The sequence below is a fragment of the Blautia massiliensis (ex Durand et al. 2017) genome (assembly GCF_001487165.1).
GTDB lineage: Bacteria > Bacillota > Clostridia > Lachnospirales > Lachnospiraceae > Blautia_A > Blautia_A fusiformis.
In genome coordinates this window covers 2351599-2376797 of sequence record NZ_LN913006.1, presented here as the reverse complement: position 1 = coordinate 2376797, position 25199 = coordinate 2351599, and the positions used below count along the sequence as shown (strand labels likewise).

The following is a 25199-nucleotide window of genomic DNA, read 5'->3' as shown; positions in this document are numbered from 1 at the left end:
AATAATGAAAAAAGTCATTACTTACGGTACCTTTGATCTGTTCCACCAGGGACATTACAATATTCTGAAAAGAGCCAGGGAGCTGGGGGATTATCTTGTTGTGGGTGTCACCAGTGAAAGCTATGATATCGAACGCGGCAAGCTGAATGTACAGGACAGCCTTCTGAAGCGTATCGAAAATGTCCGCAAGACTGGTTTTGCGGATGAGATCATTGTAGAGGAATATCAGGGGCAGAAGCTAAATGACATTACAAAATACAATATCGACCTTCTGGTAGTCGGTTCGGACTGGCGTGGCAAATTTGATTATCTGAAGAATTACTGTGAGGTCGTTTATCTGGAACGTACCAAAAATATTTCCAGTACCAAGCTCAGAAGTGAGGGTATGATCTACAGCATGGGCATTGTTACGGATGATACAGAGGACAACGAAATGGTGATGGAGTCCAAGTATGTCAGCGGACTGCATGTAGAAAGTGTGTATTCCGAGGACGTTTTTGTTGCGAGAGAATTCTGTGACAGATACGAACTTGACTCTTATGGTACAGATTACGGGCAGTTTCTGGAAGGATTGGATATCATTTATATCCGATCCGGTCTGAAAAACAGGGCAGATTATATCCGAAAGGCACTGGAATGTGATAAATATGTGATCAGTGATACGCCTATGGCTCTGGAGCCGGAAGAGATAAGAGAGCTGTTTGCACTGGCAAAGGCACATCAGGTTGTTCTGGTAGAGAGGCTTACCATGGTCTATCTGCGCGCGTTTACGCAGCTCGTCTGGCTGACACATGGAGCACTTGTGGGAGATGTGGTAGCTGTAAAATGCGCGATTTCACAGGATGATTTTGAGGGCGGAAAAAATTTCAGTGAAACAGTCAGCCAGGCGCTGTGTGCATGCATCAAGCTTCTCGGTAAGGATTACCTGGAGGTGAAGACCAATGCGGTGAAAAGCAGTGACGGCTGCTTTATTTATGATATGATCACGATGAAGTATCTCCGGGCACTGGCGACCATTGAGATCGGAACAACGGTGGATGTGGAAAACGAGCTTGCGATCATCGGAACCAGGGGGCGTATCACCGTACCCGGTGACTGGTGGAATACCGGATATTTTGAAGCCAAAATAGAAGGTCAGGAATTCCTGAAACGCTACAGCTTTAATTTTGAGGGAAATGGTCTTCGCTATCTGCTTCAGGAGCTGGTCATCATGATCCGTGACAGACGGACAGAATGTACGAGATTTTTTTATGAAGAATCAGAAACTCTGGCTGAGCTTTTGAAAATAATTAATCAAAGAGGTTGACAGATGACAGAAAAACAGAAGCTTCTTTTGCAGCTCTTCCGGGAGGTTGACGCGATCTGCAAAAAGCATGATCTTAGATATGTAATGGCCGGAGGTACTCTGATCGGTGTTCTTCGAAATGAAGGCTTTATCCCATGGGACGATGATGTGGACATTTACATGCCCAAAAGTGACTGGGATAAATTTGTAGAAATATGTCAGAACGAGATGCCGCCGAACCGGGCGGTTTATTGTGCAGAAGTGGACCGTAATTATACCAACGGTTTTCCACGCTACGGAAGTACGGATACCTGTGCGATCCACAAGCATCAGATCATAGGAGACGACAAGGCTGGTGAGATCATTGACGTACTGACTCTGGATCCCATTCCGGATGATGACCGTGAGTATGAGAAATACCGGGAACATATGATGATCTATACGGAACTTCTGAATATCAGCATGGTCGTGGGAGTCAGATGGGAAATTTCTCCCTGGCGGTATCTGTACTGGCTTTTCCGCTATACCTTCTGCGGAAAGGACAGAACCTTAAAGAAATTGGAGAAGATCATGTTTTCTTATAAAGAAGAGGAGTGCAGCCGCTATGCCATGCGATGGGGAGGCTGCCCGTTTCTTTTTGACAAGGATATGATGTTCCCTGTAAAATATATGGACTTCGAGGGCGAAAAGGTTATGATCCCTCACAGGACCAGCGATTATCTGATCTGGCATTACGGGGACGAATGGTCCTATATACCGCCTCATGGGGAAAGAGAATCTCATGAGTCTGTTGATGTTCCGGGCGCCAGCTATCAGGAGGTGCGGGATGAATATATGCCAAGGATCGACAAAAAACGTATCCGCAGACAGATGCTTTTCCGCAAATTCTACTGCCTTCTTATGGCAAAGGGAGACCATAAACAGGATGACAGACGAAGAAGGATCAAAGCCGGTGTTGTAGCCCGGGATGTGTCTGCCCGACTGATGAGATCCGAAAAAACAGCGGAGACCCTGCTGAAAGAGAGAAGATATGATGTGCTTGGTGAGATCTTTGAGGAGTATTACCGTGTACAGCTCAGCATGGAGTTTATCGGGCGTGAGGATTTTAAGGGGATCCGTCCGTTCTATCATCCGGTCCTGATCCCGCTGGAGGATGAGGCTTTTCAGGCGGCCATGCTGACACTGATTTATCAGGAGCGTGTTTCCAAGGCATACCGTATGTACGAGGTACGTAAGAAAATGGATCATCTTACTCCGGAAATGGAGCAGACAGTGGAGGATATCCGACGTTTCCGAAAAGCAGCCAGCCACTATGAATTTAAAGAAATGCAGGAAGCAGAGGCGATTGTGGATGATCTTCTCAGAAAATATCCGGATGCTCCGGGATTCCTGAAATTTAAATGCCGGTTTGTGATGGAGCGCCTGGAAGGACCGCAGAATGCGTCAGAAGCGGAGAAATTTCTGTCTTACTGCCTGAGAGTATTTCCCCAGGATGGATATTTTATGAAATATAAGGGGGATCTTCTCTGGAAAAAGGGCCTCCGGAACGAAGCAATGGCAGAGTATCTGAAAGCCAGAGAATGCACCAATAATGGCATTGTGCAGCTGGAACTGGATAAATTCCTGAAAAAACAGAAGTCCCAGGCGATCCGGGACTGTCGGGATCTGCTTGTAAGCCAGAGAAGATCAGAAGCACTCTCTCTGATGGAATTTTGGAGCAGACTGATGCCGGAGGATGAGGAGATCAGAGGCGCTCTTTATCTTGCGAAGGTATATTCCGTCCGTACAAAAGGGGAGCTGGAAGAGCTGGTGAGAGAGCTTTGCAAAGAACTGGGGATCACCGGTAATTCTCCAAGGGAGGGAACCCTTGAGGAGCCGGTGTACAAAGAGGCACTTACCTGTGCATGGCAGAGATTCGGCTATCCCAAAGCACTGGCAGAGGGCCGTACCAGGATCCTGTGCAGTGAGGAAGAGGGCGAGATGGAATATCTGGCAGAGGAGATCCGCAGCTTTCTGGTCCATAAGGAATGGCAGGGAGAGGTATACAAGCTTCTGGGAGATATCCGGAAGAAACAGGGGCGTACCCGGGAAGCCTTCGAAAATTATTTCCTGGCATTGGATCATGAGCCGCATCCCTATATAAAAAATGAGCTTTCCAGGATCTTCCTGGAGGATCTTTACGATGGAAGCCGGCGTACCGGATTTTTCGCAAAGAAGGCAGACGTGACAGAATTTCTGAACAGCTGGCTGGATAAGTATAAAAGTCAGGAGGAGCTTCAGGAGCTTCTGAAGCGGATCCTGTAATGACAGATCAACAGAAACGAGGCAGAGTGTATTGAACAGAGAACAGCAGAAAGTACTGGAACTTCTAAAAGAAATAGATACCATATGCAGAAAAAATAAGATCACATATTATCTTTCTCCGTATCTTACCCTCTGTGCGGTAACGGAGCGCCCTTTTCCCATGAATCCGGCAAGCAATGATATTTATATGAAGACCGGTGATATGGCCCGGTTTAAAAATATCTTTGATGAAGAACCGGAGCTGCGCAGAACTCTGGAATCTATGGAGAATAACAGCCGTTTCCCCGGATTTTTTCTGCGTTATACAGATAAAGATACATTGTTTTATAAGCTGGACGAGTACGGAAAATACAAACATCCCGGACTGGGGATCAATATCCTTCCGCTGCAGTGTGAATATGGCCCAAAGGGAAAATATCTCTGGAACCGTATGCGCGAAGAGGGATGGAAAAGGATCTACGGAAAAAAAGGCAAGTGGCGAAACCGGCGTGAGCTGGGATGTATCTGGATGGTGCGAGTCCTTTCCCTTTGCGGACGAGGCTGGCTGGCAAAGAGCATATTCCGGGATCTGCTCCGGCAGCCGCAGGATGGCGCAAAAACATATGTACTCCGATATTTTGACCAGAATCTTTATTTTCCTGCGCATATTTTTGAAAATCCCGGGGAGGCAATGCTTGGAGGAGAATCCTTTATGGTCCCGGGAAACACAGACAGCTATCTCACCCGGGCCTACGGCAAAAATTATCGAAATAAGTCAATGGAAAACTATGTTCCCGGCTCGCTGGTGGTGTGCAGCACACTGATCCCATGCGAGGAATTTCTGCAGCAGTCAAAGGAACTGAAGAAATTTGCTTCTGTCAGGAAGAAAAGGGAAAAGCGCAGGCAGTTTGGAATGAATTACCGGGAATATCTTGCACAGTGCTGGGATTATGCAAAATTCTGCGGGGAAAAATATACCTGTGCACTGGCTTATCGCAAAAAGCTCAGCTATATCCGGAATCTCTTCAAAAATGAAGATTATGTGGAACTGGAAAAAGCATTTGCAGGATATACCAGGATGAATGATCGCTGCCTGAAATATGAAGAAGCATTTGAAACAGATCCGGAGGTTTTTGACCTGTATCTTAAGTATCTGGAAAAAACAGGAAGGATCTCGTATATGGAGAAGGTAAAAAAATATGTCTAAGGTCAAGCTTACAGATTATGTTGTGGAATTTTTGCAGAAAAAAGGGATCCATGATTTCTTTGGATACCAGGGAACCATGATCGCACATCTGGTAGATTCCATTGAGAAGAATCCCCATGCAAGAAGTCATTCCAGCTATCATGAGCAGGGAGCTGCTTTTGCCGCCTGTGGTTATGCTCAGGCAAAGAATGCCTGCGGCTGTGCCTATGCCACCAGTGGTCCGGGAGCTGCCAATCTGCTTTCCGGTGTGGCAGATGCGTATTTCGATTCTCTTCCGGTGATCTTTATCACCGGACAGCTGAATACCTATGAATATTCCGGTATTACAGGCCTTCGTCAGCAAGGCTTTCAGGAGATCGATATGGTTTCCATGGCAAAGCCGGTAACCAAGTATGCGGTGCAGGTCCGTGATCCGAAAAATATCGTTCGTGAACTGAATCTTGCATGGCAGATCGCCAATACAGGACGGAAGGGGCCGGTTCTTATCGATCTTCCCATGAACGTGCAGAGAGGCGAGGTGGAAGATCCGGCTTATGATATGGAATTTTCCGAGGAAGAGATCGAGACAGCTGTATATGGAAAAAATGATCCGGAAAACGGGGCAGCCTTTTATAGGGATGCAGTTGCAAAGGCGGATTCTTCTGATGGAGCAGAGGCGGCAGAATATATTCTGAATAAGATCAGGACTGCAAAACGGCCGGTATTTATGATCGGTCACGGAGCTTCCGGAGAAGCAGAAAAAATGCTCACAGATCTGGCGCGTGCCCATCACATTCCGGTGATCACAAGTGTACTTGCACGTTCCGCACTGAGCTTTGATGATCCTCTGAACTTCGGGTGCATCGGAGGTGCCTACGGACACCGGTATGCAAATATGATCGCCAATGCAAAAAGCGACCTTCTGCTCTGCTTTGGAATTTCCCTGTGTACCCGTCAGATTGGTACTAAGGTTCATGAGTTTGCGAAGAATGCCGAAATCATCCGTGTGGATATTGATCCTTATAATCTTCAAAGAGAGATCCATGCGGGAAGAGAAGGTGAGAAATGCTTTTGCGTCAGCGCAGAGACTGTGGTGCGTAAGCTGACAGAGCAGCAGGCACAGATCGGTTCCTATGAGGAATGGCTTGCTGTCTGCCAGAAGATCCGTAAGGAACTCTGGAAAGTGGACGATGAGACACCGCAGCGTTATCCGAACCGCATGATCGCATACTTGAGTGATCAGCTTTCCGATACCGGAGCGGTTGCTGTGGATGTGGGACAGCATATGGTATGGAGCTATCAGTCCTTCCACAATCAGCAGGGGCAGAAGACACTTTTTTCCGGCGGACATGGTGCTATGGGATATGCACTTCCGGCGGCTATCGGAGCTTATTATGCTACCGGCAAGCCGGTGGCATGTATCTGTGGAGACGGAGCCTTCCAGATGAATATCCAGGAGCTGCAGTGGGTGAAGCGCGAGAATATCCCGGTGAAGATGATCGTAATGAATAATGAGGCGCTGGGAATGATCCGTCATCTTCAGAGAGATTATTTTGACTGTGTATATGCGGATACCTCCGATGGCAGCGGATTCTCATCCTGCGATTTTACAGATGTGGCGCAGGCCTACGGAATTCCTGCAAAGCGCATCCAGGGAGAAGACGTAGAAAAATATGCCGGTGGATTCCTGGAGCAGAACGGGCCGGAGCTTCTGGAGATCATGCTGGAGCATGGAACCTACGCATACCCGAAGACCTGTCTGGGTGAGCCGATCCACAATCAGCAGCCTTATATACCGAAACCGATATTTGATGAACTGATGGAGCTGTAAAATGGGAAAAATAACTGTGATCACAGGCGGTACCTCCGGAATCGGAAGAGGAATCGCCGAAAAGATCCTGGCAGAGTCGGCAAAAACTGACAGGATCTTCGTAACATATGGACATGATGAGAAGAAGGCACTGTCGTTTCAGGAGAGCCTTCCTGAGGAAAAAAGATCTCAGGTGACTTTGATAAAGGCAGATATGTCTTCCTATGAAGAGATGATGGTTTTTGTGGAGAAGCTGAAAAAGCAGACAGACCATATTGACTGGCTTGTAAGCAATGCCGGCATCAGTACCTACGCAAAATATGAAGACTACAGCTTTGAGGAGTGGACACGGATCGTAAACACCAATCTTTCCGTACCTGTATTTATGGTCAAAGAGCTGAGATCCATGATGGTAGAGGGCGGCAGTGTGCTCTTTACCGGTTCCTATGCAGGACAGCAGGCGTATTCTTCCTCCCTTGTATATGGAGTCACCAAGGCAGCCATCCATTTCCTGACAAGATCCCTGGTAAAGGAATTTGAGCCAAAGGGCATCACAGTCAACGCTATTGCACCTGGCTTCATCGAAACTCCGTGGCACAGCGCCCGCACCCAGGAGAGCTATGACCGTATCAACCGGAAGATCGCACTCCACAGGTTTGGAACTGTGGAGGAAGTGGCGGATATGGCTTATGCAGTACTGTCTAACGGATATATGAACGGCAGTGTGGTGGATATTCACGGTGGTTATGACTACTTTTAACCGCTTGCCTATCAGTTGAAAGTGCGCAGGAAGACAGAAGAAGACATGTTGTGCCTGCACATAAGGGTCTTCTTCTGTCTTCCTGTACAGGGGCGACGTCCCGAAAACGAAATGCAGCGAAGCAGAATCGGGTTTGCGCACTTGAGACGTCCGTACGGAATCTGTGAAATTCTTTATATTTAAGCGAAAAAGGCTTGACTTGCACACCTGCTCTGTGATAAAATTGACGAGCGACATGGAAGTTAGGTCTTTTTTTTATGCCCGAAAATGACGACGGATATACGTTCCGGGCGGCATAGAAGACCATGCAAATGAAAACACTGGAGGTGGAAGTTGTGCGCGTTAAGATTACATTAGCATGCACCGAGTGCAAGCAGCGTAACTACAATATGACGAAGGAGAAAAAGAACCATCCTGAGAGAATGGAGACCAAGAAATATTGTAAGTTCTGTCATACACACACTCTGCACAAGGAAACAAAGTAATCACAGAGATTTGTGAGGTTATGCTATGGAAAAACAGAAATCTGAGGATAAGCCGCAGAAGAAAAGTTGGTTTCAGGGACTTCAGTCAGAATTTGAGAAGATTGTCTGGACAGACCGTCCCACACTGGCAAAGCAGACTGTTGTGGTCGTGATCATCACGATCATCCTGGCAGTGGTTATCAGTGTAATGGATTCCGGAATTCTGGAATGCATTAATTTCTTAATGAAGTAAGGACAAGGTGATTATATGTCAGAAGCAGCAAAATGGTACGTTGTCCATACCTATTCCGGGTATGAGAACAAGGTAAAAGCCAACATTGAAAAGACGATCGAGAACAGACACCTGGAAGACCAGATCCTGGAGGTACGTGTTCCGCTGCAGGATGTAGTGGAGATGAAGAACGGAACCTCAAGACAGGTTCAGAAAAAGATGTTTCCAGGCTATGTGCTTCTCAATATGGTGATGAATGACGATACCTGGTACGTTGTCCGTAATACCCGCGGTGTTACAGGATTCGTAGGACCGGGATCAAAGCCTGTGCCTCTTACAGAAGAGGAAATGATGCCGCTTGGTATCCAGAAACCGGATATCGAAGTGGACTTCGCAGAGGGCGACATGGTAGTCGTTACCGGTGGTGCATGGAAAGATACCGCAGGTGTGATCACAGGTATCAACATGCAGAAACAGACGGTAACGATCAATGTTGAGCTTTTCGGTCGTGAAACACCGGTAGAAATAAGTTTCACAGAAATCAAAAAAGCTGAGTAATTCAAAAACAAGGTAACAGCAAGTGGGAGGGACACACCCCCGCCAATACCACATAGGAGGTGCCGAAAATGGCAAAGAAAGTAACAGGATATATCAAATTACAGATTCCGGCTGGTAAAGCAACTCCAGCACCACCTGTAGGTCCGGCTCTTGGACAGCATGGTGTAAACATCGTACAGTTTACTAAGGAGTTCAACGCAAGAACAGCTGATCAGGGAGATCTTATCATCCCGGTTGTCATCACTGTTTACGCTGACAGAAGTTTCAGCTTCATAACCAAGACTCCGCCGGCAGCAGTTCTTCTTAAGAAAGCTGCAAACATCAAATCTGGTTCCGGTACACCGAACAAGACCAAAGTAGCTAAAGTTACTAAGGCACAGGTTCAGGAGATCGCTGAGCTGAAGATGAAAGACCTCAACGCAGCATCCATCGAGGCTGCTATGAGCATGATCGCCGGTACAGCAAGAAGTATGGGAATCGAAGTCGTAGACTAATAAATACCGAAGCTTAAGTTCGGGGTTCCCGTAGAAAAAGTGAAATTTTCAAGTGGGAGGGCTTTTCCCCGCAAATACCACAGGAGGTTATAGAAATGAAACGAGGAAAGAAATATGTGGAAGCTGCGAAAGCAGTAGACCGCGCAACATTATATGATGCACCAGAGGCTATCAGCCTTGTTAAAAAAGCAGCTGTAGCTAAGTTCGACGAGACCATCGAAGTTCACATCCGTACAGGCTGCGATGGACGTCACGCAGATCAGCAGATCCGTGGAGCAGTTGTTCTGCCACACGGAACAGGTAAAAAAGTTCGTGTACTTGTATTTGCTAAAGATGCTAAGGCAGAAGAGGCAAAGGCAGCAGGAGCAGACTTCGTAGGAGCTGAGGACCTCATTCCGAAGATCCAGAACGAGGGATGGCTTGACTTTGACGTTGTAGTTGCAACACCGGATATGATGGGCGTTGTAGGTCGTCTTGGTCGTGTACTTGGACCGAAAGGTTTAATGCCAAACCCGAAAGCTGGTACTGTAACAATGGACGTAACAAAAGCTGTTAACGACATTAAAGCAGGTAAGATCGAGTATCGTCTTGACAAATCCAACATCATCCATGTTCCGATCGGAAAGGCTTCCTTTACCGAGGAGCAGTTAAGCGACAACTTCCAGACGCTTATGGGAGCTATCACAAAGGCTAGACCTAGCACACTGAAAGGTCAGTATCTGAAGAGCGTTACAATCGCTCCGACAATGGGACCTGGTGTTAAGCTTAACCCGATTAAATTAGCTCAGTAATAAATTTTAAATACCCTGTACAGAGGAAACTTTGTATGGGGTATTTTTTTATACATTTATACACCTTGATTTTTGGGGGCAAAAATCCTACAATAAGGCACAAACAGAGTTGTAACAGACCGAAAGCTCATCAGAGCTTTTTCATATAGATTTTACAGAAGAAAATAATAATCATGTTAATATAAAAAAGATGGGGAAAACGTTTCTGTAAGTAAAACTTACAGATGAATTTGTCGGAACAGGGAGTATAAATTGAGATCAAAAAAGCGTAAAGCGAAGAAAATAAAAAAACAGGTAAACAAAATAAAAATGATACTCTGCCTGGTGGTAGAGGCTATCGTGATCCTGACACTTGTAGTGATCATCGGCTGGAATAAAGGGGTAGGTGACTGGATGGAGTCTCTGCAGAGACCGGTTGTCCGTAAGCTTGAGATGAGCGGTATCAACAGTCCCTACGCAGTGCTGATGCAGGTAAAAGGCGGAAAGATCATCGGAAATATGAAGGGCGATGAGAAGATCTATCCGGCTTCCATGACGAAGATCATGACGGTGATCGTGGCTATTGAGAACCTGGATGATCTGGATCAGGAGATCACTCTGACCCAGGAAATGTTCCAGGGGCTTTATGAGCAGGATGCCACCCAGGCAGGCTTTCAGCCCGGTGAGACCGTGCGGGCCATCGACCTTCTTTATGGTGCCATGCTGCCATCCGGTGCGGAGTGTTGTATCGCACTGGCGGATACCGTAGGCGGTTCCAGGGATGGATTTGTGGAGCTGATGAATAAGAAGGCACAGAGGATTGGAATGAATGATACACATTTCTGTGATACGACAGGGCTTCATGATCCGGATCATTACAGTACAGTGAGAGATATTGCGGTGCTGCTCAGGTATGCGCTTCGGAACGATACGTTCAGAGAGATCATTGAGAGTCCGCGGCATTCTACAGGAGTGACGAATATCCATCCCAGCGGGATCACATATTACAGTACCATGTTCAAAAATCTTTCTGACCCTTCCGTTACCGGCGGCAAGATCCTGGGCGGCAAGACAGGATATACCAGCGAGGCGGGTCTGTGTCTTGCAAGCTTTGCAGAGGTCTACGACAGGGAATACATACTGGTAACGGCAGGCGCATCGGGAAATACCGGAAGCCCACTCCATGTGGAGGATGCGGTGACGATCTATAACCGCCTTGGAAAGGCCATTGAGGCACAGATGACAGGCAGTGATGGATCGGAGTCTTGAAAAGATAAAGGATAAATTTTGTGTATCGCGAAGCGTGTTGCAGAGAACGGAGTGAACAGTAATATTTTTGGATAAATAAACACTGGCACAGAGGTGTATGCTGCTGTATTGGTAGCATAACACTTCTGTGCCGTTTTTTTGATTCTTCAAAATGAAATCGTATAGCGGGAACCTGCAATGTATTCACGGCTGATGTAAAGCGGTTTTCCATCAGGAGCTTCCATATAGGAATCCAGGATCAGCACGGGATCGCCGGAAGACAGACGCAAAGTTTTTGCCATATCCGGGGAGGCTGCAGTAACAGAAATAGTGCTGCGGCTGGATTCTGCGATCGTACAGCGGTAGGTGTTTTTGATATATTCAAAAAAAGAACCGTTTTCTACAGCGTTCGGATCAAAATCCGGGAAAAGCCGTGGGGGGAGCCAGGTGTGAACATCAATAACCGGAATACTGTCAGCCAGAAGAAGACGTTCCAGGAAAAAAACTTCCTCATCCGAAGTAAGCTGCAGAAAATCAGAGGTTACGCTGTTCGCAGGTTTTTTGCAGAAGGACAGTACGTGAGATTCCGGAATACGGTTATTCTGACGGCAGGATTCGGAAAAGCTCATATTTTTCTGGGATTCAAATTTCCGGAAGATCATGGGGGATTTTACAAAGGTTCCTTTTCCCTGATGCTTGATAAGATAGCCCTGCGTGCAAAGCTCCTCCACGGTACGTCGGACAGTGATCCGGCTGACATGGTAAAGATCGGCAAGCTCCGGCTCAGTGGGGATTTTTTCTCCGGGCTTATAAGTACCGTTTTTGATCTGCTGGGTGATGATATCCATAAGCTGCTTGTAAAGCGGCTGGATCGAATTTTTATTTAACATGAAAATATCCTTTCTGAGGTTGTTCATAAAAGATATTTTACTATAGTGCGGATGTATTTGTCCAGTAATGGACAAACCTCTGCAGTGCGTCAGAAAGTATATTGGATGAATAATTAATCATAAATCATGAATATACTCTTTACTATAACGTTATAATATGTTATATTCTTCAAAAAGGTAAAATGCAAAAGTACAAGAAGGAGAAATTCATCTGAAAATCCGAAAAAACCTGTATTTTCAATGGATTCAGAGGATTCTCAGACGAATTTCCACGAAAACCGGAGGATGAAAATGGACGCAGTAAAAATCGTAAATAAGATCAACAAAGAGCATGGAACAATCAAAAATGTGTATTTTCTTGCATGCGGAGGATCTCTTGTGGATCTGTATCCGGGATATTATTTTGTCCGTGCGGAATCCGCAGTGATGGATGCACAGTGGATCCCTGCAAGAGAGTTTGCACTGACACCGCCGAAGAAGCTGGGAAAAGACAGTCTTCTGATCATCTGCTCCCACAGTGGCAAGACAAAGGAGTGTCTGGAGGCAGCAAAAACAGGAATGGATGCAGGTGCGGCTGTTGTTACAATGACACATGCGCCAGGTTCCCCATGTGATACCGATAAATGGATCTCCGTTGTATACGACTGGGCACCGGGGGTAAAGGAAGCAGAGAAGCCTCAGGGAATCGTACTTCGTATTCTTAATGAGCTGATGAAGGTACAGGAGCCGGAATATAAGCTTTACGATAAGATCGTGGAAGGCTTTGAAAAGATCGATGATGTTATTGCAGCTGCAGTGAAGGATCAGCAGAATGCAGCATGGCTTTTTGCAGAAAAATATTCAGAGGAACCGAACCTTTATATCATGGCATCGGGAGCTTCCTATTCTCAGGCATATGGCTTTGCGATCTGCTCACTTCAGGAAATGCAGTGGATGGACTGCGGTTATCTGAACAGTGCGGAATATTTCCATGGACCGTTTGAGGTAACGGATGAGGATCATCTTTATATCCTTATGATGAGCCGGGGCAGAAACCGTATGATGGATGCGCGTGTGCTGACTTTCCTTGAAAAATACGGAAAGAAATACGAAGTGATTGATGCAGATAAGCTTGGTATGGAAGCAATTGATGACAGCTGTGTGGAATATTTTACCCCGATGCTGTTCTACACTATGACGACCGTTTACCGTACCGCTCTCCAGGATAAACGCCGTCATCCGCTGGATATGAGAAGATATATGGGCGTTGTAGAGTACTAAAGGTGCTGCTGTGCCTGTGCACAGAGAAAGGGAAAATATGAGTAAATACAGTACAAAGCTTCTTGGCTTCGGAGACAATGTAGTGGATATCTATGATCATCTGAAAACCATGTATCCAGGCGGAAACTGCGTAAACGTCAGTGTTTACGGAAAGATGGCCGGATGTGAAAAAACAGCGTATATGGGATATTTCGGAGATGACGACAGAGCAGAACTGATCATGGATACACTGGAAAAAATCGGCGTGGAAACCGTAAAGTGCAGACAGATGCACGGCGAGAACGGTTATTCCAGGATCACATTAAAAGACGGAGACCGTGAGTTCCTGGATTTTAATGATGGTGGTATCCGTGGAAAAACACCGTATATCCTTGATCGTTTTGATCTGGAATATATGAAAGGCTTTGATGTGGTACATAGCGGAAATTACTCTTTTACGGAGGAAGAGCTGCATAAGATCAAAGAGGCGGGAATTCCGGTTTCTTTTGACTTTTCTGATGATTCCACAGAGGAATATTATGAAAAAACAGCACCGGAGGTTACTTACGCATTTTGCTCCTTTGACGGAACCGACCAGGAGGCAGAAGAGCATCTGAAAAAGATCATCTCCATGGGGCCGAAGCTTGCCATGGCCTCCAGAGGAGCCAGGGGCTGCATTCTTTATGACGGAAGGAATTTTTACCGACAGCCGGCAGCGCCGCTTACGGAAGTAAAAGATACTCTTGGCGCCGGGGATTCACTGATCGCATCTTTCCTTACCGGGTATATCGGAAGAATGAAAAACGGCATGGCGGAGGAAACCGCGATCTGTGAAAGTCTTGAAGAGGCAGCTGCTTTTGCAGCGGGCATCTGTGGCATGGAAGGTGCTTTTGGCTACGGAAAAAAATATGAATAGCAGGAGGGGAAAATAATGGGACGCAATGGAAAAAGCAGAGCTCTTATCTGTTTTGTACTGTGTATGATCATGGCTTTGCCGGTGTATTTCAGCAGTGCAGTGGCAGTAAAAGCGGCAGAACAGCAGACCATCGTCATAGGAACGAACGCAGAGTATTCACCGTTTGAATACCTGGATGATAATGGAAATATTACAGGTTTTGATTACGATCTTCTGGAGGCAATCGCCAAGGAAGAAAACGTAAAGCTGGTATGGAAGGATATGCCCTTTGATTCCCTGATGGGTTCCATGGAGGCTGGTGATGTACAGGTGATCGCAGCCGGGATCGGACCTACGGAGGATCGTAAAAAAAGCGTTGATTTTTCCGATGTTTATTACACCGGTACACAGTGCATCATCAGCCGTAAGGATAATCCGATCAAGGATTTTGAGGAGATGTCCGGAAAAACCGTTGCAGTTCTGGAGGGTGCACAGAGTGATATGATCGCATCCGGCGAGACTACTGATTACGGTGAAGTTAAGGATGCCAAAGTAAAAAGATTTAAAAACGCTTCCAGTGCAGTCATGGAGCTGAAAAACGGTGGAGCAGATGCAGTTCTGATCGACAATATCATGGCTGAGATCTACTGCAAACAGAACTCAGACCTGCAGTATGAGTCCGTGCCAAGTACAGCAGAGGATACGGTTTTCTGCATTGAAAAAGGAAACACAGAGCTTGTCCAGATCATCAATGACGGGCTTGCAAAAGTAAAAAAATCCGGGGAATATGATGATCTTTATCAGAAGTATTTTGTGGACACACTTGAAAACAGCGAGGATGTGACAGATGTAGCAGCAACTGATGGTTTTCTGGGACTTTTAAGCTTTATTTTCCTTCAGGATAATCGTTGGAAGTTTTATATTAACGGTCTTGGGATTACGCTGATCGTTTCCCTTTTGTCAGTGATCGTAGGTATCCTGATCGGTCTTGTAGTGGCATTGGTACGTCTTGGAGCTGCGAAAAAAGGCAGAAGAACCATTCTTTCCACGATCGCGGATATTTATGTTGATGTGATCCGTGGAACACCGTCAGTCCTTCAGCTGATGATCATCTATTTTGCAGTGTTCCACAGCAGGCTGGGATATGTGGCAGCAGTGGTCAGCTTCGGTATCAACAGCGGTGCATATGTTTCCGAGGTTATCCGCGGAGGTATTTTATCTGTAGACAAGGGGCAGAGCGAGGCTGGTCGTTCTCTGGGCCTTGGGTATAAGGATACCATGCGTTTCATTATCATTCCGCAGGCTGTAAAAACCATCCTTCCGGCAATGGGTAATGAGTTTATCCAGCTGATCAAGGAGACTTCTATTTTGGGCTATGTGGGTATCATGGATCTGACAAAAGCGGCAAGCTATGTTTCTTCCCGTACTTATCAGATGTTCATACCGCTGATCGTTGCAGGTATCATGTATTATCTGATCGTGAAGTGCCTGAGCCTTCTGCTGAAGAGATTTGAAAGGAGACTGAGAGAAAGTGATTGATGTTAAAAATCTGAAAAAGTCCTTCGGGGACGTACACGTATTAAAGGGAATCACAACTCACGTAAACAAGGGTGAGTGTATCTGCATCATCGGTCCGTCCGGCTCCGGAAAATCTACATTTCTGCGCTGTCTGAACCTTCTGGAAAAACCGGAGGAAGGCGAGATCACCGTAAACGGACAGCAGCTTCTGGATCCGAAGCTGGATGTAGATAAATTCAGGGAAAATGTGGGAATGGTTTTTCAGCATTTTAATCTGTTTCCAAATATGACAGTATTGAAAAATATCACCCTTGCGCCGGTGCGCCTTGGCAAATGGAATGTAGCGGAAGCTGATCAGAAGGCGAGGGCTCTTTTGAAAAGAGTCGGACTTGAAGAAAAAGCTGATGTCTATCCAGGAAAGCTTTCAGGCGGACAGAAGCAGAGGGTTGCCATTGCCAGAGCCCTTGCAATGAATCCCCAGGTGCTTCTGTTCGACGAGCCGACATCAGCTCTTGATCCGGAGATGGTCGGAGAGGTTCTTGAGGTTATGAAGGAGCTTGCAAAAGAAGGCATGACCATGCTGGTGGTTACCCATGAGATGGGATTTGCAAGGGAGGTCAGCGACAGAGTGCTCTTTATGGATGATGGGGTGATTCTTGAGGATAGAAATCNACTGCAGTATGACAGAACTGTGGGGACACGTAAGGAGAGCGGGAGCCGGGAATGGAAAGCCCGGTACAAGCGAGGTACCAGTCACATAGGAAAATCCGTGTGGCAATGGGAAGACGTGATGTGGAGCGAAGATTAGTAGCGAAGCCCGTGAGCCATGCGTCAAGAAAAGCCGCTATTGTTTNACTGCAGTATGACAGAACTGTGGGGACACGTAAGGAGAGCGGGAGCCGGGAATGGAAAGCCCGGTACAAGCGAGGTACCAGTATGGTAGGAAAATCCGCCATGCAATGGGAAGACGTGATGTGGAGCGAAGATTAGTAGCGAAGCCCGTGAGCCATGCGTCAAGAAAAGCCGCTATCGTTCATATTGTACCCGTACCGTAAACCGACACAGGTGGATGAGGAGAGAATCCTAAGGCCGGCGGAAGAAGTATTGCCAAGGAACTCGGCAAAATGGCCCCGTAACTTAGGGAGAAGGGGTGCCTGCGAGAGCAGGCCGCAGAGAATAGGCTCAAGCAACTGTTTAGCAAAAACACAGGTCTATGCGAAACCGAAAGGTGAGGTATATGGGCTGACGCCTGCCCGGTGCTGGAAGGTTAAGAGGAGAGGTTAGCGGTAACGCGAAGCTTTGAATTTAAGCCCCAGTAAACGGCGGCCGTAACTATAACGGTCCTAAGGTAGCGAAATTCCTTGTCGGGTAAGTTCCGACCCGCACGAAAGGCGTAATGATTTGAGCGCTGTCTCGGCAATACATCCGGTGAAATTGAAGTGCCAGTGAAGATGCTGGCTACCCGCGCCAGGACGGAAAGACCCCATGGAGCTTTACTCCAGTTTGGCACTGGGGTCCGGTGTTGCATGTACAGGATAGGTGGGAGGCTGAGAAACGGTAGCGTCAGTTGCCGCGGAGCCGCTGTTGGGATACCACCCTTGTGATATTGGGCTTCTAACCAGCCGCCGTAATCCGGCGGTGGGACAATGCCAGGCGGGGAGTTTGACTGGGGCGGTCGCCTCCGAAAGGGTATCGGAGGCGCCCAAAGGTTCCCTCAGAATGGACGGAAACCATTCGAAGAGTGCAAAGGCAGAAGGGAGCTTGACTGCGACACCGACGGGTGGAGCAGGTACGAAAGTAGGGCTTAGTGATCCGGTGGTATTAAGTGGGAATGCCATCGCTCAACGGATAAAAGCTACCCTGGGGATAACAGGCTTATCACTCCCAAGAGTTCACATCGACGGAGTGGTTTGGCACCTCGATGTCGGCTCATCGCATCCTGGGGCTGTAGTAGGTCCCAAGGGTTGGGCTGTTCGCCCATTAAAGCGGTACGCGAGCTGGGTTCAGAACGTCGTGAGACAGTTCGGTCCCTATCCGGCGTGGGCGTAGGATATCTGAGAGGAGCTGTCCTTAGTACGAGAGGACCGGGATGGACGGACCGCTGGTGGACCGGTTGGCTTGCCAAAGCCATGGCCGGGTAGCCAAGTCCGGAAGGGATAAACGCTGAAGGCATCTAAGCGTGAAGCCCCCCTCAAGATGAGATATCCCATTCTTATGAAGTAAACCCCCTTGAAGACGACGAGGTAGATAGGGCAGAGGTGGAAGTGTGGTAACACATGGAGCTGACTGTTACTAATCGGGTGAGGGCTTGACCAAGAAACGCAGGTTAAGAATTGATTCAAAAAAGATTAACGATCATCAACAGAACATGTATGTAGTTTTGAATATACAATCGTAAAAAGTGGCTTAAACAGCCACTTTTTTTGTGCTATAATAAAGAAATATTTTATCATCAATTTCCCTGTCAACTGAAAAAAGTTTCCCTATCTACAGCCCATAGTAAAACGAAAGGATTTATTTATGAAAACACTATACGTATCAGATCTCGACGGAACTCTTTTGCGAAAAAATGAAACTCTATCTTCATATACAATAAAAACAATCAATGCTTTAACTTCTTCAGGCATGTTATTTTCCTATGCAACAGCTCGTTCCTTAAATACGGCAAAAAAAGTAACAGAAGGCCTTAACACACACTTACCTCTTATTATATACAATGGGGCATTTGTGAAAGATAATATAACAGAGGAAATCCTTATTGCCAATTATTTTGAAGAGGATATATATGAGGTATTGAGGGATCTTTTTGCACACGAAATATATCCGATCATATATTCATATCAGGATAATGTTGAAAAGTTTTCTTATATAGCGGCAAAGGCAACAAGTGGAATGCAGGCATTTTTAAACAGCAGGAAAGGTGACAAACGTACGAATATTGTAACTACAGAGTCTGAATTGATGTATGGAGATCTTTTTTATATCACCTGCATTGATAAGCCGGAGAAGCTGGAACCATTTTATCATAAATATAAAAATAAATATCATGTTGTTTATCAGCAAGATATCTATACAGGAGAGCAGTGGCTGGAGATCATGCCGCAAAAAGCATCCAAAGCGCAGGCTGCTTTGCAGCTAAAACAAAAACTGGAATGTGACAGATTAGTTGTTTTTGGTGATGGAAAAAATGATATTGATATGTTTAAAATAGCGGATGAAGCCTATGCAGTGGAAAATGCAGTGAGTGAACTGAAAGCTGTGGCAACCGGGATCATCGGTTCCAATGAAAACGACGGAGTAGCGAAATATCTCCAGAAAATATCTATTTCCAAATCAACTGTTTTATGATATCATATAGCTTAACCTGCGGAAAATGGAGGTTATAAGACATGAATCATATTGAAGAAAAGATCATTCAGACTATAGATGAACACAGAGATGAGATCATAGCCTTTGCGAAGGATATCCAGAGCCATCCGGAACCAGGGTTTTATGAGGAGAGAACAGCCGCACACGTAGCGGCTTTTTTGCGTGGCCTGGGACTTCGTGTGCATGGAGGACTTGCACGCACAGGGGTTCGCGCTGAGTGGATGGAACAGGACGGACCGAACATTACGATTATCGGAGAACTTGACGCCATCGGATGTAAGTCGCATCCGATGGCTGATCCCGCCAACGGGACAGCACATGCATGCGGACACCACGCACAGATTGCAGCCATGATCGGCGCAGCATTGGCACTGACCAATGAGGAGGTTCAAGCCTCTCTGTCTGGGTCCGTATCTTTTTTTGCCGTTCCGGCGGAAGAATACATTGATGCAGATAAACGTGCACGGCTTCGTAAAGAAGGAATCGGCTTTCCTGCATCCGGAAAAAGCGAGCTGATCCGTCTTGGAGAATTTGACTATTCTAATATTATTATGACAACACATGTGCACATGATGCCGGTGGAGGAAGACTTCTACCTGGGAAATGCAGCTTGTAACGGATTTTCCGCAGAACGAGTGACAGTAAGAGGAAAAGCCGCACATGCAGCCATTGATCCATGGGATGGTGTCAATGCATTAAGTATTACTTCCAGTGCCATTCAGATGATGGGACTGATGAGGGAAACGTTCCGGGAGGAAGACCATGTGCGTCTTCACAACGTGATCCGAAAAGCCGGGGATGTGATCAATGCAGTTCCGGACGAAGCGGTGATCGAAACAAAAGTCCGTGCAGCGTCTCTGGATGCGATCCGGGCAACACAGGAAAAAATGGACCGTGCCTATGACGGAGCTGCCTATGCATTCGGTGGTACGATCGAAAGAGAACCGCTTCAGGGATATATGCCGATCCTGCACAGAGGTGCGGATAAAGTGATGGAAGAATCTGTAAAGCTTCTGGACGCTACGTACCGGTGCTCAAAGCCGGCAGATTTTAACAACGCCTGTACCGACGTAGGAGACCTGACCCATCTGTTTCCAGTGCTGAATTTTACATTCGGAGGATTTGCGGGAAAACTCCACGGAGCAGATTTTAAGATCATGGATGAAGAACTGGCATATATCAAACCAGCCAAGCTTCTGGCACTGACTACGTATCGTCTTCTTTGTGATCAGGCAAAAGAAGCAAAAAAAATCTGTCGGGAATTTAAACCTGTATTTAATAAAGAAACTTATTGTCAGTATATACAAGATAATTTTCGTGAAAATGAGTAGTTAACCGAATCAGGAGAATCCCCTGCGAGAGTACAATAAGCAATCTTATATCAGGAAAGTCCCATGCAGGGGGCGGATATCATAGCAAACAGAAGGAGAACTAAATGTCCGAAATTTCATTAGAATTGAAAAATATAAAAAAGAGCTTCCAGGAAGGTGAGGACGTCTTGGAAAGTATCTGTCTCACAGCAAAAAAAGGAGAATTTGTCACTCTGCTGGGGTCTTCCGGCTGTGGAAAAACCACCACACTGCGGATCATTGCAGGCCTGGAACAGCCAGATTCCGGCCAGGTTTTTCTGGATGGAAAGGATGTGACATCCCTGGAACCGAATCAGCGCAATGTGAACACAGTGTTCCAGAATTATGCACTTTTTCCCCATATGAATGTAGCAGATAACATTGGATATGGGCTGAAATTGAAAAAAACATCGAAAGCGGAGATCAGCAGAAGAGTCAAAGAAATGCTGGAGCTTGTTCAGCTTCCGGGCTTTGAGAGGCGTAAGCCGTCAGAGCTTTCCGGCGGTCAGCGCCAGCGTGTGGCCATAGCCAGAGCACTTGTGAACAATCCGGAGGTACTTCTTCTGGATGAACCCCTTGGTGCACTGGATCTGCAGCTGAGGCGTGCCATGCAGCACGAGCTGAAGCGCCTGCAGAAGAAGCTGGGGATCACCTTTATCTATATCACTCACGATCAGGAAGAAGCCATCAACATGTCTGATACGATCGCTGTGATGAACCACGGACGCTTTGAGCAGATCGGGACGCCGGATGAGATCTATAATCATCCGAAGACCAGCTATGTGGCAACCTTTGTTGGAAATGCCAATATCCTGACCGGTATTGTGGAAAGCATTGCGGAAGAGGAGATTGACGGTACTTCCGCTCAGATCACCATAAGAACTGATGCCGGAAAAGTAAAAGTATCAATGGACACCGCAGCTACATCTGACAGAGGATATTTCCCACAAAAAGGAGAAAAGGTTACCATCGCAGTAAGAAGCGAAAATATCCGGTTTGAGGAAAATAAAAAAAATGCACAACAAAGCACGCCGAATTGCACATCAGAAAACACACAAAAGAGTGTACAGGAGCCCGCAGAAAAAAACACAGATGACAGCTGCGATGGCTTAACCGCCGAAGTCATTGAAAAAACCTTCGCCGGCGGCCAGCTCCGTGTTGTTTTGAAAACTTCGGAAGGTCAGGAAATCGTGGCAAGCCGTTACGGCATTGATACAAATGTCAGTGTAGGAGAAAAGGTGCGCTGCTGTTTTCTTCCTACAGATGCAGTGCTGGTAGATCGGGAAGAAAGAGCAGAAGAAGTATTGCCGGATCTGTCAGGTCCCTGTGCAGGAGGTACCCATGCGTAAGCACAGAGCAGGCTCCGTATGGATGATCCTGCCGTTGTATCTTTTTACACTGATCTTCGTCGCACTGCCGCTTCTGTATGTAGCTGCACTGAGCTTTTCCACAGCAGACGGCGGCTACGGCGTGAACTGGGAATTTACTCTGGATAATTACAAGCAGATCCTGGAGCCTGTATACCTGCAGACCTTTACAGGATCTTTTCGCCTTGCGCTCACCAGCACTTTGATCATCTGTCTGGTGGGCTACCCCTTCGGATACTTTATGGCAAAGCTTTCTGAGGGCAAAAAGAAGCTGGCCATGCTTTTCCTGATGCTGCCTTTCTGGGTGAATTCCCTGATCCGTCTTTATGGCTGGATCATCATTCTCCAGAAAAAGGGCCTTCTGAATTATCTGCTGATGAAGCTTGGCATCATCCAGGAGCCCTTAAAAATCCTGTACAGTTATCCTGCAATCGTGATCGGTATGATCTATGTATTGCTGCCGTTTATGGCACTGTCCGTATATTCCAGTGCGGAAAAGCTGGACTGGTCCCTTGTGGAAGCTGCCAGAGATCTCGGAGCCAGCAGATGGAAGGCCTTCTGGAGCATCACCTTTAAGCTGACTTTGCCGGGACTTCTTTCCGGAGTGATACTTACCTTTATTCCGTCTATGGGTCTGTTTTTTATTGCGGATATCCTGGGCGGAAACAAGATCGTACTTGTGGGAAGTCTGATCCAGGAGCAGATGACAAGAGGCAATAACTGGCCCTTTGCCGCAGCACTGGCTGTGGTACTGATGATACTGACAACTCTGATGATCGTATTATATCGGAAGCTTACCAATGTGAAGGAACTGGAGGGAATCGGATGAAAAAGAACTCAAAGCTTTCAGGACTGTACCTGGGAATCCTGTTTTTCCTTATGTATCTGCCCATTGGTGTGGTAGTGGTATTTTCGTTTAATGAAGCAAGACTTCCGGTGCGCTTTACCGGATTTTCCCTGAAATGGTATCAGGAACTGTTTCAGGACAGGGATCTGATCCAGGCATTGAAAAACAGTTTGATCCTGGCGGTGTCCAGCTGTGGGGTATCTGCAGTGATCGGAACACTGGGGGCTGTAGGACTTTCCAGGATCCACTGGAAAACAAAAGGGGTGATGGAGTATATTTCCATCCTGCCTCTGATGATCCCGGAAATCATTCTGGGAATGGTACTGATGGCATTTTTCTATATGCTGAACCTGCCATTTGGAATGCTGACACTTCTGATCGGACACACGGTTTTCTGCGTGCCCTATATTTTGATGGAGGTAAAAGCAAGGCTTGTGGGAATGGATCCGTCCCTGGAAGAGGCAGCCAGAGATCTTGGTGCCGGTTCCTTTCGGGCCTTCTGGGACATTACCCTGCCGCTGATCATGCCGGCTGTTATATCCGGCTCTTTGCTGGCCTTTGCCATGTCCATGGACGATGTGGTGATCAGTATTTTTGTAACCGGGCCACGTGTATCCACGCTGCCGATAAAAGTTTACACACAGATGAAAACAGGCGTTACGCCGGAGATCAATGCACTTTGTACCATAATGCTGGGAGTGATCCTTCTGGTACTGGCAGTATATCTGATCGCAGGAAAACGCGGGAAGGGGAATATAAAAGATGAGCAATAAACTGATCGAGTTAAAAAATCTCACAAAAAACTTTGATGACCAGCAGGTGCTCCGGGGCATTAATCTGGACATTCACGAAAACGAATTCCTTACGCTTCTGGGACCCAGCGGCTGTGGAAAGACAACAACCTTAAGGATCATTGCCGGCTTTGAGGAGCCAAGCGGCGGAGAGGTACTGTTTAACGGAATTGAGATCTCCAAGCTGCCTCCATATAAAAGAGAGATCAACACGGTATTCCAGAAATATGCATTGTTTCCGCATCTCAATGTTATGGACAATATCGGTTTCGGCCTGAATCTGAAAAAGGTAGATAAATCTGTTATTGAGCAGAAGGTAAAAAGAATGCTGAAAATGGTAGGGCTGGAAGGCTTCGAAAAAAGAGATGTTACACTTCTTTCCGGTGGACAGCAGCAGCGAGTTGCCATTGCCAGAGCTCTTGTCAATGAGCCGAAGGTTCTTCTGCTGGATGAGCCACTCGGCGCACTGGATGCCAAGATCCGTAAGCAGATGCAGATCGAGCTGAAAAAGATCCAGAGAGAGGTAGGGATCACCTTTATCTATGTCACCCATGACCAGGAGGAGGCACTTTCCATGTCTGATACGGTAGTAGTCATGAACAACGGTGAGATCCAGCAGATCGGCAGCCCGACAGATATCTATAATGAGCCGGAGAACCGTTTTGTTGCCGGCTTTATCGGAGAGTCCAATATTATAGAAGGAACGATGATCAGGGATTTCCTTGTGGAGTTTGATGGCTTCCGTTTTGAATGTGTAGACAAGGGATTTGAGGACAACGAAGCCATTGAGGTTGTTCTCCGCCCGGAGGATCTGGATATTGTGGAACCGGATCAGGCCAAGATCAGAGGAACTGTACGGAACATTACGTTCAAGGGCGTGCATTATGAGATCCTGGTCGAGACGGAGCTTCGCACATACATGGTGCATACTACCGATTATGCAGAAGTGGGACGTGAAGTGGGACTGAAGTTTGGTCCTGAGGATATCCATGTTATGTGCAGAATGGGAGGATACTAATGAAACAGTTCAAGCATCTGATCAAGCCGTATATCATCTGGGCTTCGATCCTGATCGTGGTACCATTGATCCTGATCGTGCTTTATGCATTTACCTCAGATGGAAATGAAGTTCTGACCCTGCATTTTACATGGGCGAATTTTGCAAAATTTCTGGAAGCTACATATTTAAGTGTTATCCTGAAATCCTTCCGCCTGGGTATCCTGACCACACTGATCTGCCTGGTCTGCGGATATCCGCTGGCATACATTATCTCCAAATATTCCGAAAAGGTGCAGAGCTTTCTGATCCTTATGGTCACCATTCCCATGTGGATCAACATGCTTCTCCGTACCTATGCATGGATGAACATTCTTTCTGACAATGGTCTGGTGAACAACCTTCTGAAAATGCTGGGAATCTCACCGATCACCATGATGTATACAGATTTTTCCGTTATCGTGGGCCTTGTTTGTAACTTTATGCCCTTTATGATCATTCCAATCCATACATCCTTAAGTAAAATGGACAAGTCACTGATCGAAGCGGCCAACGACCTTGGTGCCAATCCCTTCCAGACCTTCTGGAGGATCACCTGGAAGCTTTCCATGCCAGGTGTGGTCAATGGTATCATGATGGTATTCCTTCTGTCCATATCAACCTTCGTTATTCCGAAGCTTCTCGGCGGCGGCCAGTACATGCTGATCGGTAATCTCATCGAGTCACAGTTTATTTCTGTAGGTGACTGGAACTTCGGAAGTGCCATCTCTCTGATCCTGGCAGTGATCATCCTGATCTTTATGAGCCTGATGAAGAAGATGGATACCCAGGACGATTAAAGGAGGCA

22 protein-coding genes, 1 pseudogene and 1 other annotated feature are annotated in these 25199 nt (G+C 46.7%); of the genes and pseudogenes, 22 read left to right on the top strand and 1 reads right to left on the bottom strand.

Annotation, left to right across the window (positions count from 1 at the left end):
* Positions 1-4 precede the first annotated feature (4 nt).
* From BN3261_RS11890 to BN3261_RS11840, 11 genes are all read left to right on the top strand, one after another.
* A complete protein-coding gene (locus BN3261_RS11890) occupies positions 5-1306 on the top strand; it encodes an adenylyltransferase/cytidyltransferase family protein (protein ID WP_059086345.1) in 1302 nt (433 codons plus the stop codon).
* 3 nt (positions 1307-1309) lie between these two features.
* Positions 1310-3589, top strand: coding sequence for a LicD family protein (locus BN3261_RS11885; RefSeq protein WP_059086344.1), 2280 nt, complete (start codon positions 1310-1312; stop codon positions 3587-3589).
* Positions 3590-3620: 31 nt separating this feature from the next.
* Entirely contained in the window at positions 3621-4775 is a 1155-nt protein-coding gene (locus BN3261_RS11880; protein ID WP_059086343.1) for a LicD family protein, read from the top strand.
* Positions 4768-6585: a thiamine pyrophosphate-binding protein gene (locus tag BN3261_RS11875; protein ID WP_059086342.1), complete on the top strand. Its 1818-nt coding sequence runs from the start codon at positions 4768-4770 to the stop codon at positions 6583-6585. Before BN3261_RS11880 ends, BN3261_RS11875 begins: the two co-directional genes overlap by 8 nt.
* A gap of 1 nt (position 6586) precedes the next feature.
* Complete coding sequence (locus BN3261_RS11870) at positions 6587-7324, top strand: SDR family NAD(P)-dependent oxidoreductase (RefSeq protein WP_059086341.1); 738 nt, start codon at positions 6587-6589, stop codon at positions 7322-7324.
* 335 nt (positions 7325-7659) lie between these two features.
* A complete protein-coding gene (gene rpmG / locus BN3261_RS11865; RefSeq protein ID WP_044961412.1) occupies positions 7660-7809 on the top strand; it encodes a 50S ribosomal protein L33 in 150 nt (49 codons plus the stop codon).
* A 25-nt stretch (positions 7810-7834) separates the two neighbouring features.
* Positions 7835-8041, top strand: coding sequence for a preprotein translocase subunit SecE (secE, locus tag BN3261_RS11860; protein ID WP_021651261.1), 207 nt, complete (start codon positions 7835-7837; stop codon positions 8039-8041).
* Positions 8042-8056: 15 nt separating this feature from the next.
* The gene (gene nusG / locus BN3261_RS11855) at positions 8057-8578 is read left to right on the top strand and encodes a transcription termination/antitermination protein NusG (RefSeq protein WP_015525332.1); all 522 of its coding nucleotides are present in this window, start codon (positions 8057-8059) and stop codon (positions 8576-8578) included.
* Positions 8579-8646: 68 nt separating this feature from the next.
* Positions 8647-9072, top strand: coding sequence for a 50S ribosomal protein L11 (rplK, locus tag BN3261_RS11850; protein WP_015525333.1), 426 nt, complete (start codon positions 8647-8649; stop codon positions 9070-9072).
* 95 nt (positions 9073-9167) lie between these two features.
* Positions 9168-9863 carry a 50S ribosomal protein L1 gene (rplA, locus tag BN3261_RS11845; RefSeq protein ID WP_015525334.1) on the top strand — a complete coding sequence of 232 codons (696 nt, stop codon included), beginning with the start codon at positions 9168-9170 and terminating at the stop codon, positions 9861-9863.
* 252 nt (positions 9864-10115) lie between these two features.
* The gene (locus tag BN3261_RS11840) at positions 10116-11111 is read left to right on the top strand and encodes a D-alanyl-D-alanine carboxypeptidase family protein (RefSeq protein WP_330383271.1); all 996 of its coding nucleotides are present in this window, start codon (positions 10116-10118) and stop codon (positions 11109-11111) included.
* 146 nt (positions 11112-11257) lie between these two features.
* On the opposite strand, the gene BN3261_RS11835 is transcribed toward BN3261_RS11840, so the two are convergent.
* A complete protein-coding gene (locus BN3261_RS11835; RefSeq protein ID WP_059086340.1) occupies positions 11258-11980 on the bottom strand; it encodes a GntR family transcriptional regulator in 723 nt (240 codons plus the stop codon).
* A gap of 291 nt (positions 11981-12271) precedes the next feature.
* Here BN3261_RS11835 and BN3261_RS11830 point away from each other — a divergent pair, with 291 nt between their 5' ends.
* From BN3261_RS11830 to BN3261_RS11770, 11 genes and pseudogenes are all read left to right on the top strand, one after another.
* Positions 12272-13240, top strand: a complete 969-nt coding sequence (locus tag BN3261_RS11830; protein WP_059086339.1) for a phosphoheptose isomerase family protein — start codon at positions 12272-12274, stop codon at positions 13238-13240.
* A 37-nt stretch (positions 13241-13277) separates the two neighbouring features.
* Positions 13278-14135 carry a PfkB family carbohydrate kinase gene (locus tag BN3261_RS11825; protein ID WP_059086338.1) on the top strand — a complete coding sequence of 286 codons (858 nt, stop codon included), beginning with the start codon at positions 13278-13280 and terminating at the stop codon, positions 14133-14135.
* 15 nt (positions 14136-14150) lie between these two features.
* The gene (locus BN3261_RS17350; protein WP_092073601.1) at positions 14151-15653 is read left to right on the top strand and encodes an ABC transporter permease subunit; all 1503 of its coding nucleotides are present in this window, start codon (positions 14151-14153) and stop codon (positions 15651-15653) included.
* Positions 15646-16221 (top strand): annotated as a pseudogene (locus BN3261_RS18410) (amino acid ABC transporter ATP-binding protein); the annotation flags it as partial. The gene BN3261_RS17350 and the pseudogene BN3261_RS18410, both read left to right, overlap by 8 nt.
* Before the next feature lie 26 nt (positions 16222-16247).
* Positions 16248-17948: a sequence feature (23S ribosomal RNA rRNA prediction is too short), on the top strand.
* A 204-nt stretch (positions 17949-18152) separates the two neighbouring features.
* Positions 18153-18980, top strand: coding sequence for an HAD family hydrolase (locus BN3261_RS11800; RefSeq protein WP_059086335.1), 828 nt, complete (start codon positions 18153-18155; stop codon positions 18978-18980).
* 41 nt (positions 18981-19021) lie between these two features.
* Positions 19022-20332 carry a peptidase dimerization domain-containing protein gene (locus BN3261_RS11795; RefSeq protein ID WP_059086334.1) on the top strand — a complete coding sequence of 437 codons (1311 nt, stop codon included), beginning with the start codon at positions 19022-19024 and terminating at the stop codon, positions 20330-20332.
* A gap of 104 nt (positions 20333-20436) precedes the next feature.
* Positions 20437-21699 carry an ABC transporter ATP-binding protein gene (locus BN3261_RS11790; protein ID WP_059086333.1) on the top strand — a complete coding sequence of 421 codons (1263 nt, stop codon included), beginning with the start codon at positions 20437-20439 and terminating at the stop codon, positions 21697-21699.
* Positions 21692-22546 carry an ABC transporter permease gene (locus tag BN3261_RS11785; RefSeq protein WP_059086332.1) on the top strand — a complete coding sequence of 285 codons (855 nt, stop codon included), beginning with the start codon at positions 21692-21694 and terminating at the stop codon, positions 22544-22546. Before BN3261_RS11790 ends, BN3261_RS11785 begins: the two co-directional genes overlap by 8 nt.
* Entirely contained in the window at positions 22543-23337 is a 795-nt protein-coding gene (locus tag BN3261_RS11780) for an ABC transporter permease (protein ID WP_022426292.1), read from the top strand. Before BN3261_RS11785 ends, BN3261_RS11780 begins: the two co-directional genes overlap by 4 nt.
* A complete protein-coding gene (gene potA / locus BN3261_RS11775; RefSeq protein WP_015525681.1) occupies positions 23327-24373 on the top strand; it encodes a spermidine/putrescine ABC transporter ATP-binding protein in 1047 nt (348 codons plus the stop codon). Before BN3261_RS11780 ends, potA begins: the two co-directional genes overlap by 11 nt.
* Positions 24373-25191 carry an ABC transporter permease gene (locus BN3261_RS11770; RefSeq protein WP_015525682.1) on the top strand — a complete coding sequence of 273 codons (819 nt, stop codon included), beginning with the start codon at positions 24373-24375 and terminating at the stop codon, positions 25189-25191. The genes potA and BN3261_RS11770 overlap by 1 nt, the downstream gene beginning before the upstream one ends.
* The last annotated feature ends 8 nt before the right edge of the window (positions 25192-25199 follow it).

Bases quoted from the DNA above. Each gene is read 5' to 3' on its own strand.
- nusG (WP_015525332.1), top strand. From the start codon at position 8,057: ATGTCAGAAGCAGCAAAATGGTACGTTGTCCATACCTATTCCGGGTAT.
- secE (WP_021651261.1), top strand. From the start codon at position 7,835: ATGGAAAAACAGAAATCTGAGGATAAGCCGCAGAAGAAAAGTTGGTTT.
- BN3261_RS11785 (WP_059086332.1), top strand. From the start codon at position 21,692: ATGCGTAAGCACAGAGCAGGCTCCGTATGGATGATCCTGCCGTTGTAT.
- BN3261_RS11780 (WP_022426292.1), top strand. From the start codon at position 22,543: ATGAAAAAGAACTCAAAGCTTTCAGGACTGTACCTGGGAATCCTGTTT.
- BN3261_RS11795 (WP_059086334.1), top strand. From the start codon at position 19,022: ATGAATCATATTGAAGAAAAGATCATTCAGACTATAGATGAACACAGA.
- BN3261_RS11890 (WP_059086345.1), top strand. From the start codon at position 5: ATGAAAAAAGTCATTACTTACGGTACCTTTGATCTGTTCCACCAGGGA.
- BN3261_RS11835 (WP_059086340.1), bottom strand. From the start codon at position 11,980: ATGTTAAATAAAAATTCGATCCAGCCGCTTTACAAGCAGCTTATGGAT.
- BN3261_RS11870 (WP_059086341.1), top strand. From the start codon at position 6,587: ATGGGAAAAATAACTGTGATCACAGGCGGTACCTCCGGAATCGGAAGA.
- BN3261_RS11875 (WP_059086342.1), top strand. From the start codon at position 4,768: ATGTCTAAGGTCAAGCTTACAGATTATGTTGTGGAATTTTTGCAGAAA.
- BN3261_RS11770 (WP_015525682.1), top strand. From the start codon at position 24,373: ATGAAACAGTTCAAGCATCTGATCAAGCCGTATATCATCTGGGCTTCG.
- BN3261_RS11825 (WP_059086338.1), top strand. From the start codon at position 13,278: ATGAGTAAATACAGTACAAAGCTTCTTGGCTTCGGAGACAATGTAGTG.
- BN3261_RS11790 (WP_059086333.1), top strand. From the start codon at position 20,437: ATGTCCGAAATTTCATTAGAATTGAAAAATATAAAAAAGAGCTTCCAG.
- BN3261_RS11830 (WP_059086339.1), top strand. From the start codon at position 12,272: ATGGACGCAGTAAAAATCGTAAATAAGATCAACAAAGAGCATGGAACA.
- BN3261_RS11800 (WP_059086335.1), top strand. From the start codon at position 18,153: ATGAAAACACTATACGTATCAGATCTCGACGGAACTCTTTTGCGAAAA.
- rplA (WP_015525334.1), top strand. From the start codon at position 9,168: ATGAAACGAGGAAAGAAATATGTGGAAGCTGCGAAAGCAGTAGACCGC.
- BN3261_RS11885 (WP_059086344.1), top strand. From the start codon at position 1,310: ATGACAGAAAAACAGAAGCTTCTTTTGCAGCTCTTCCGGGAGGTTGAC.
- rplK (WP_015525333.1), top strand. From the start codon at position 8,647: ATGGCAAAGAAAGTAACAGGATATATCAAATTACAGATTCCGGCTGGT.
- BN3261_RS17350 (WP_092073601.1), top strand. From the start codon at position 14,151: ATGGGACGCAATGGAAAAAGCAGAGCTCTTATCTGTTTTGTACTGTGT.
- potA (WP_015525681.1), top strand. From the start codon at position 23,327: ATGAGCAATAAACTGATCGAGTTAAAAAATCTCACAAAAAACTTTGAT.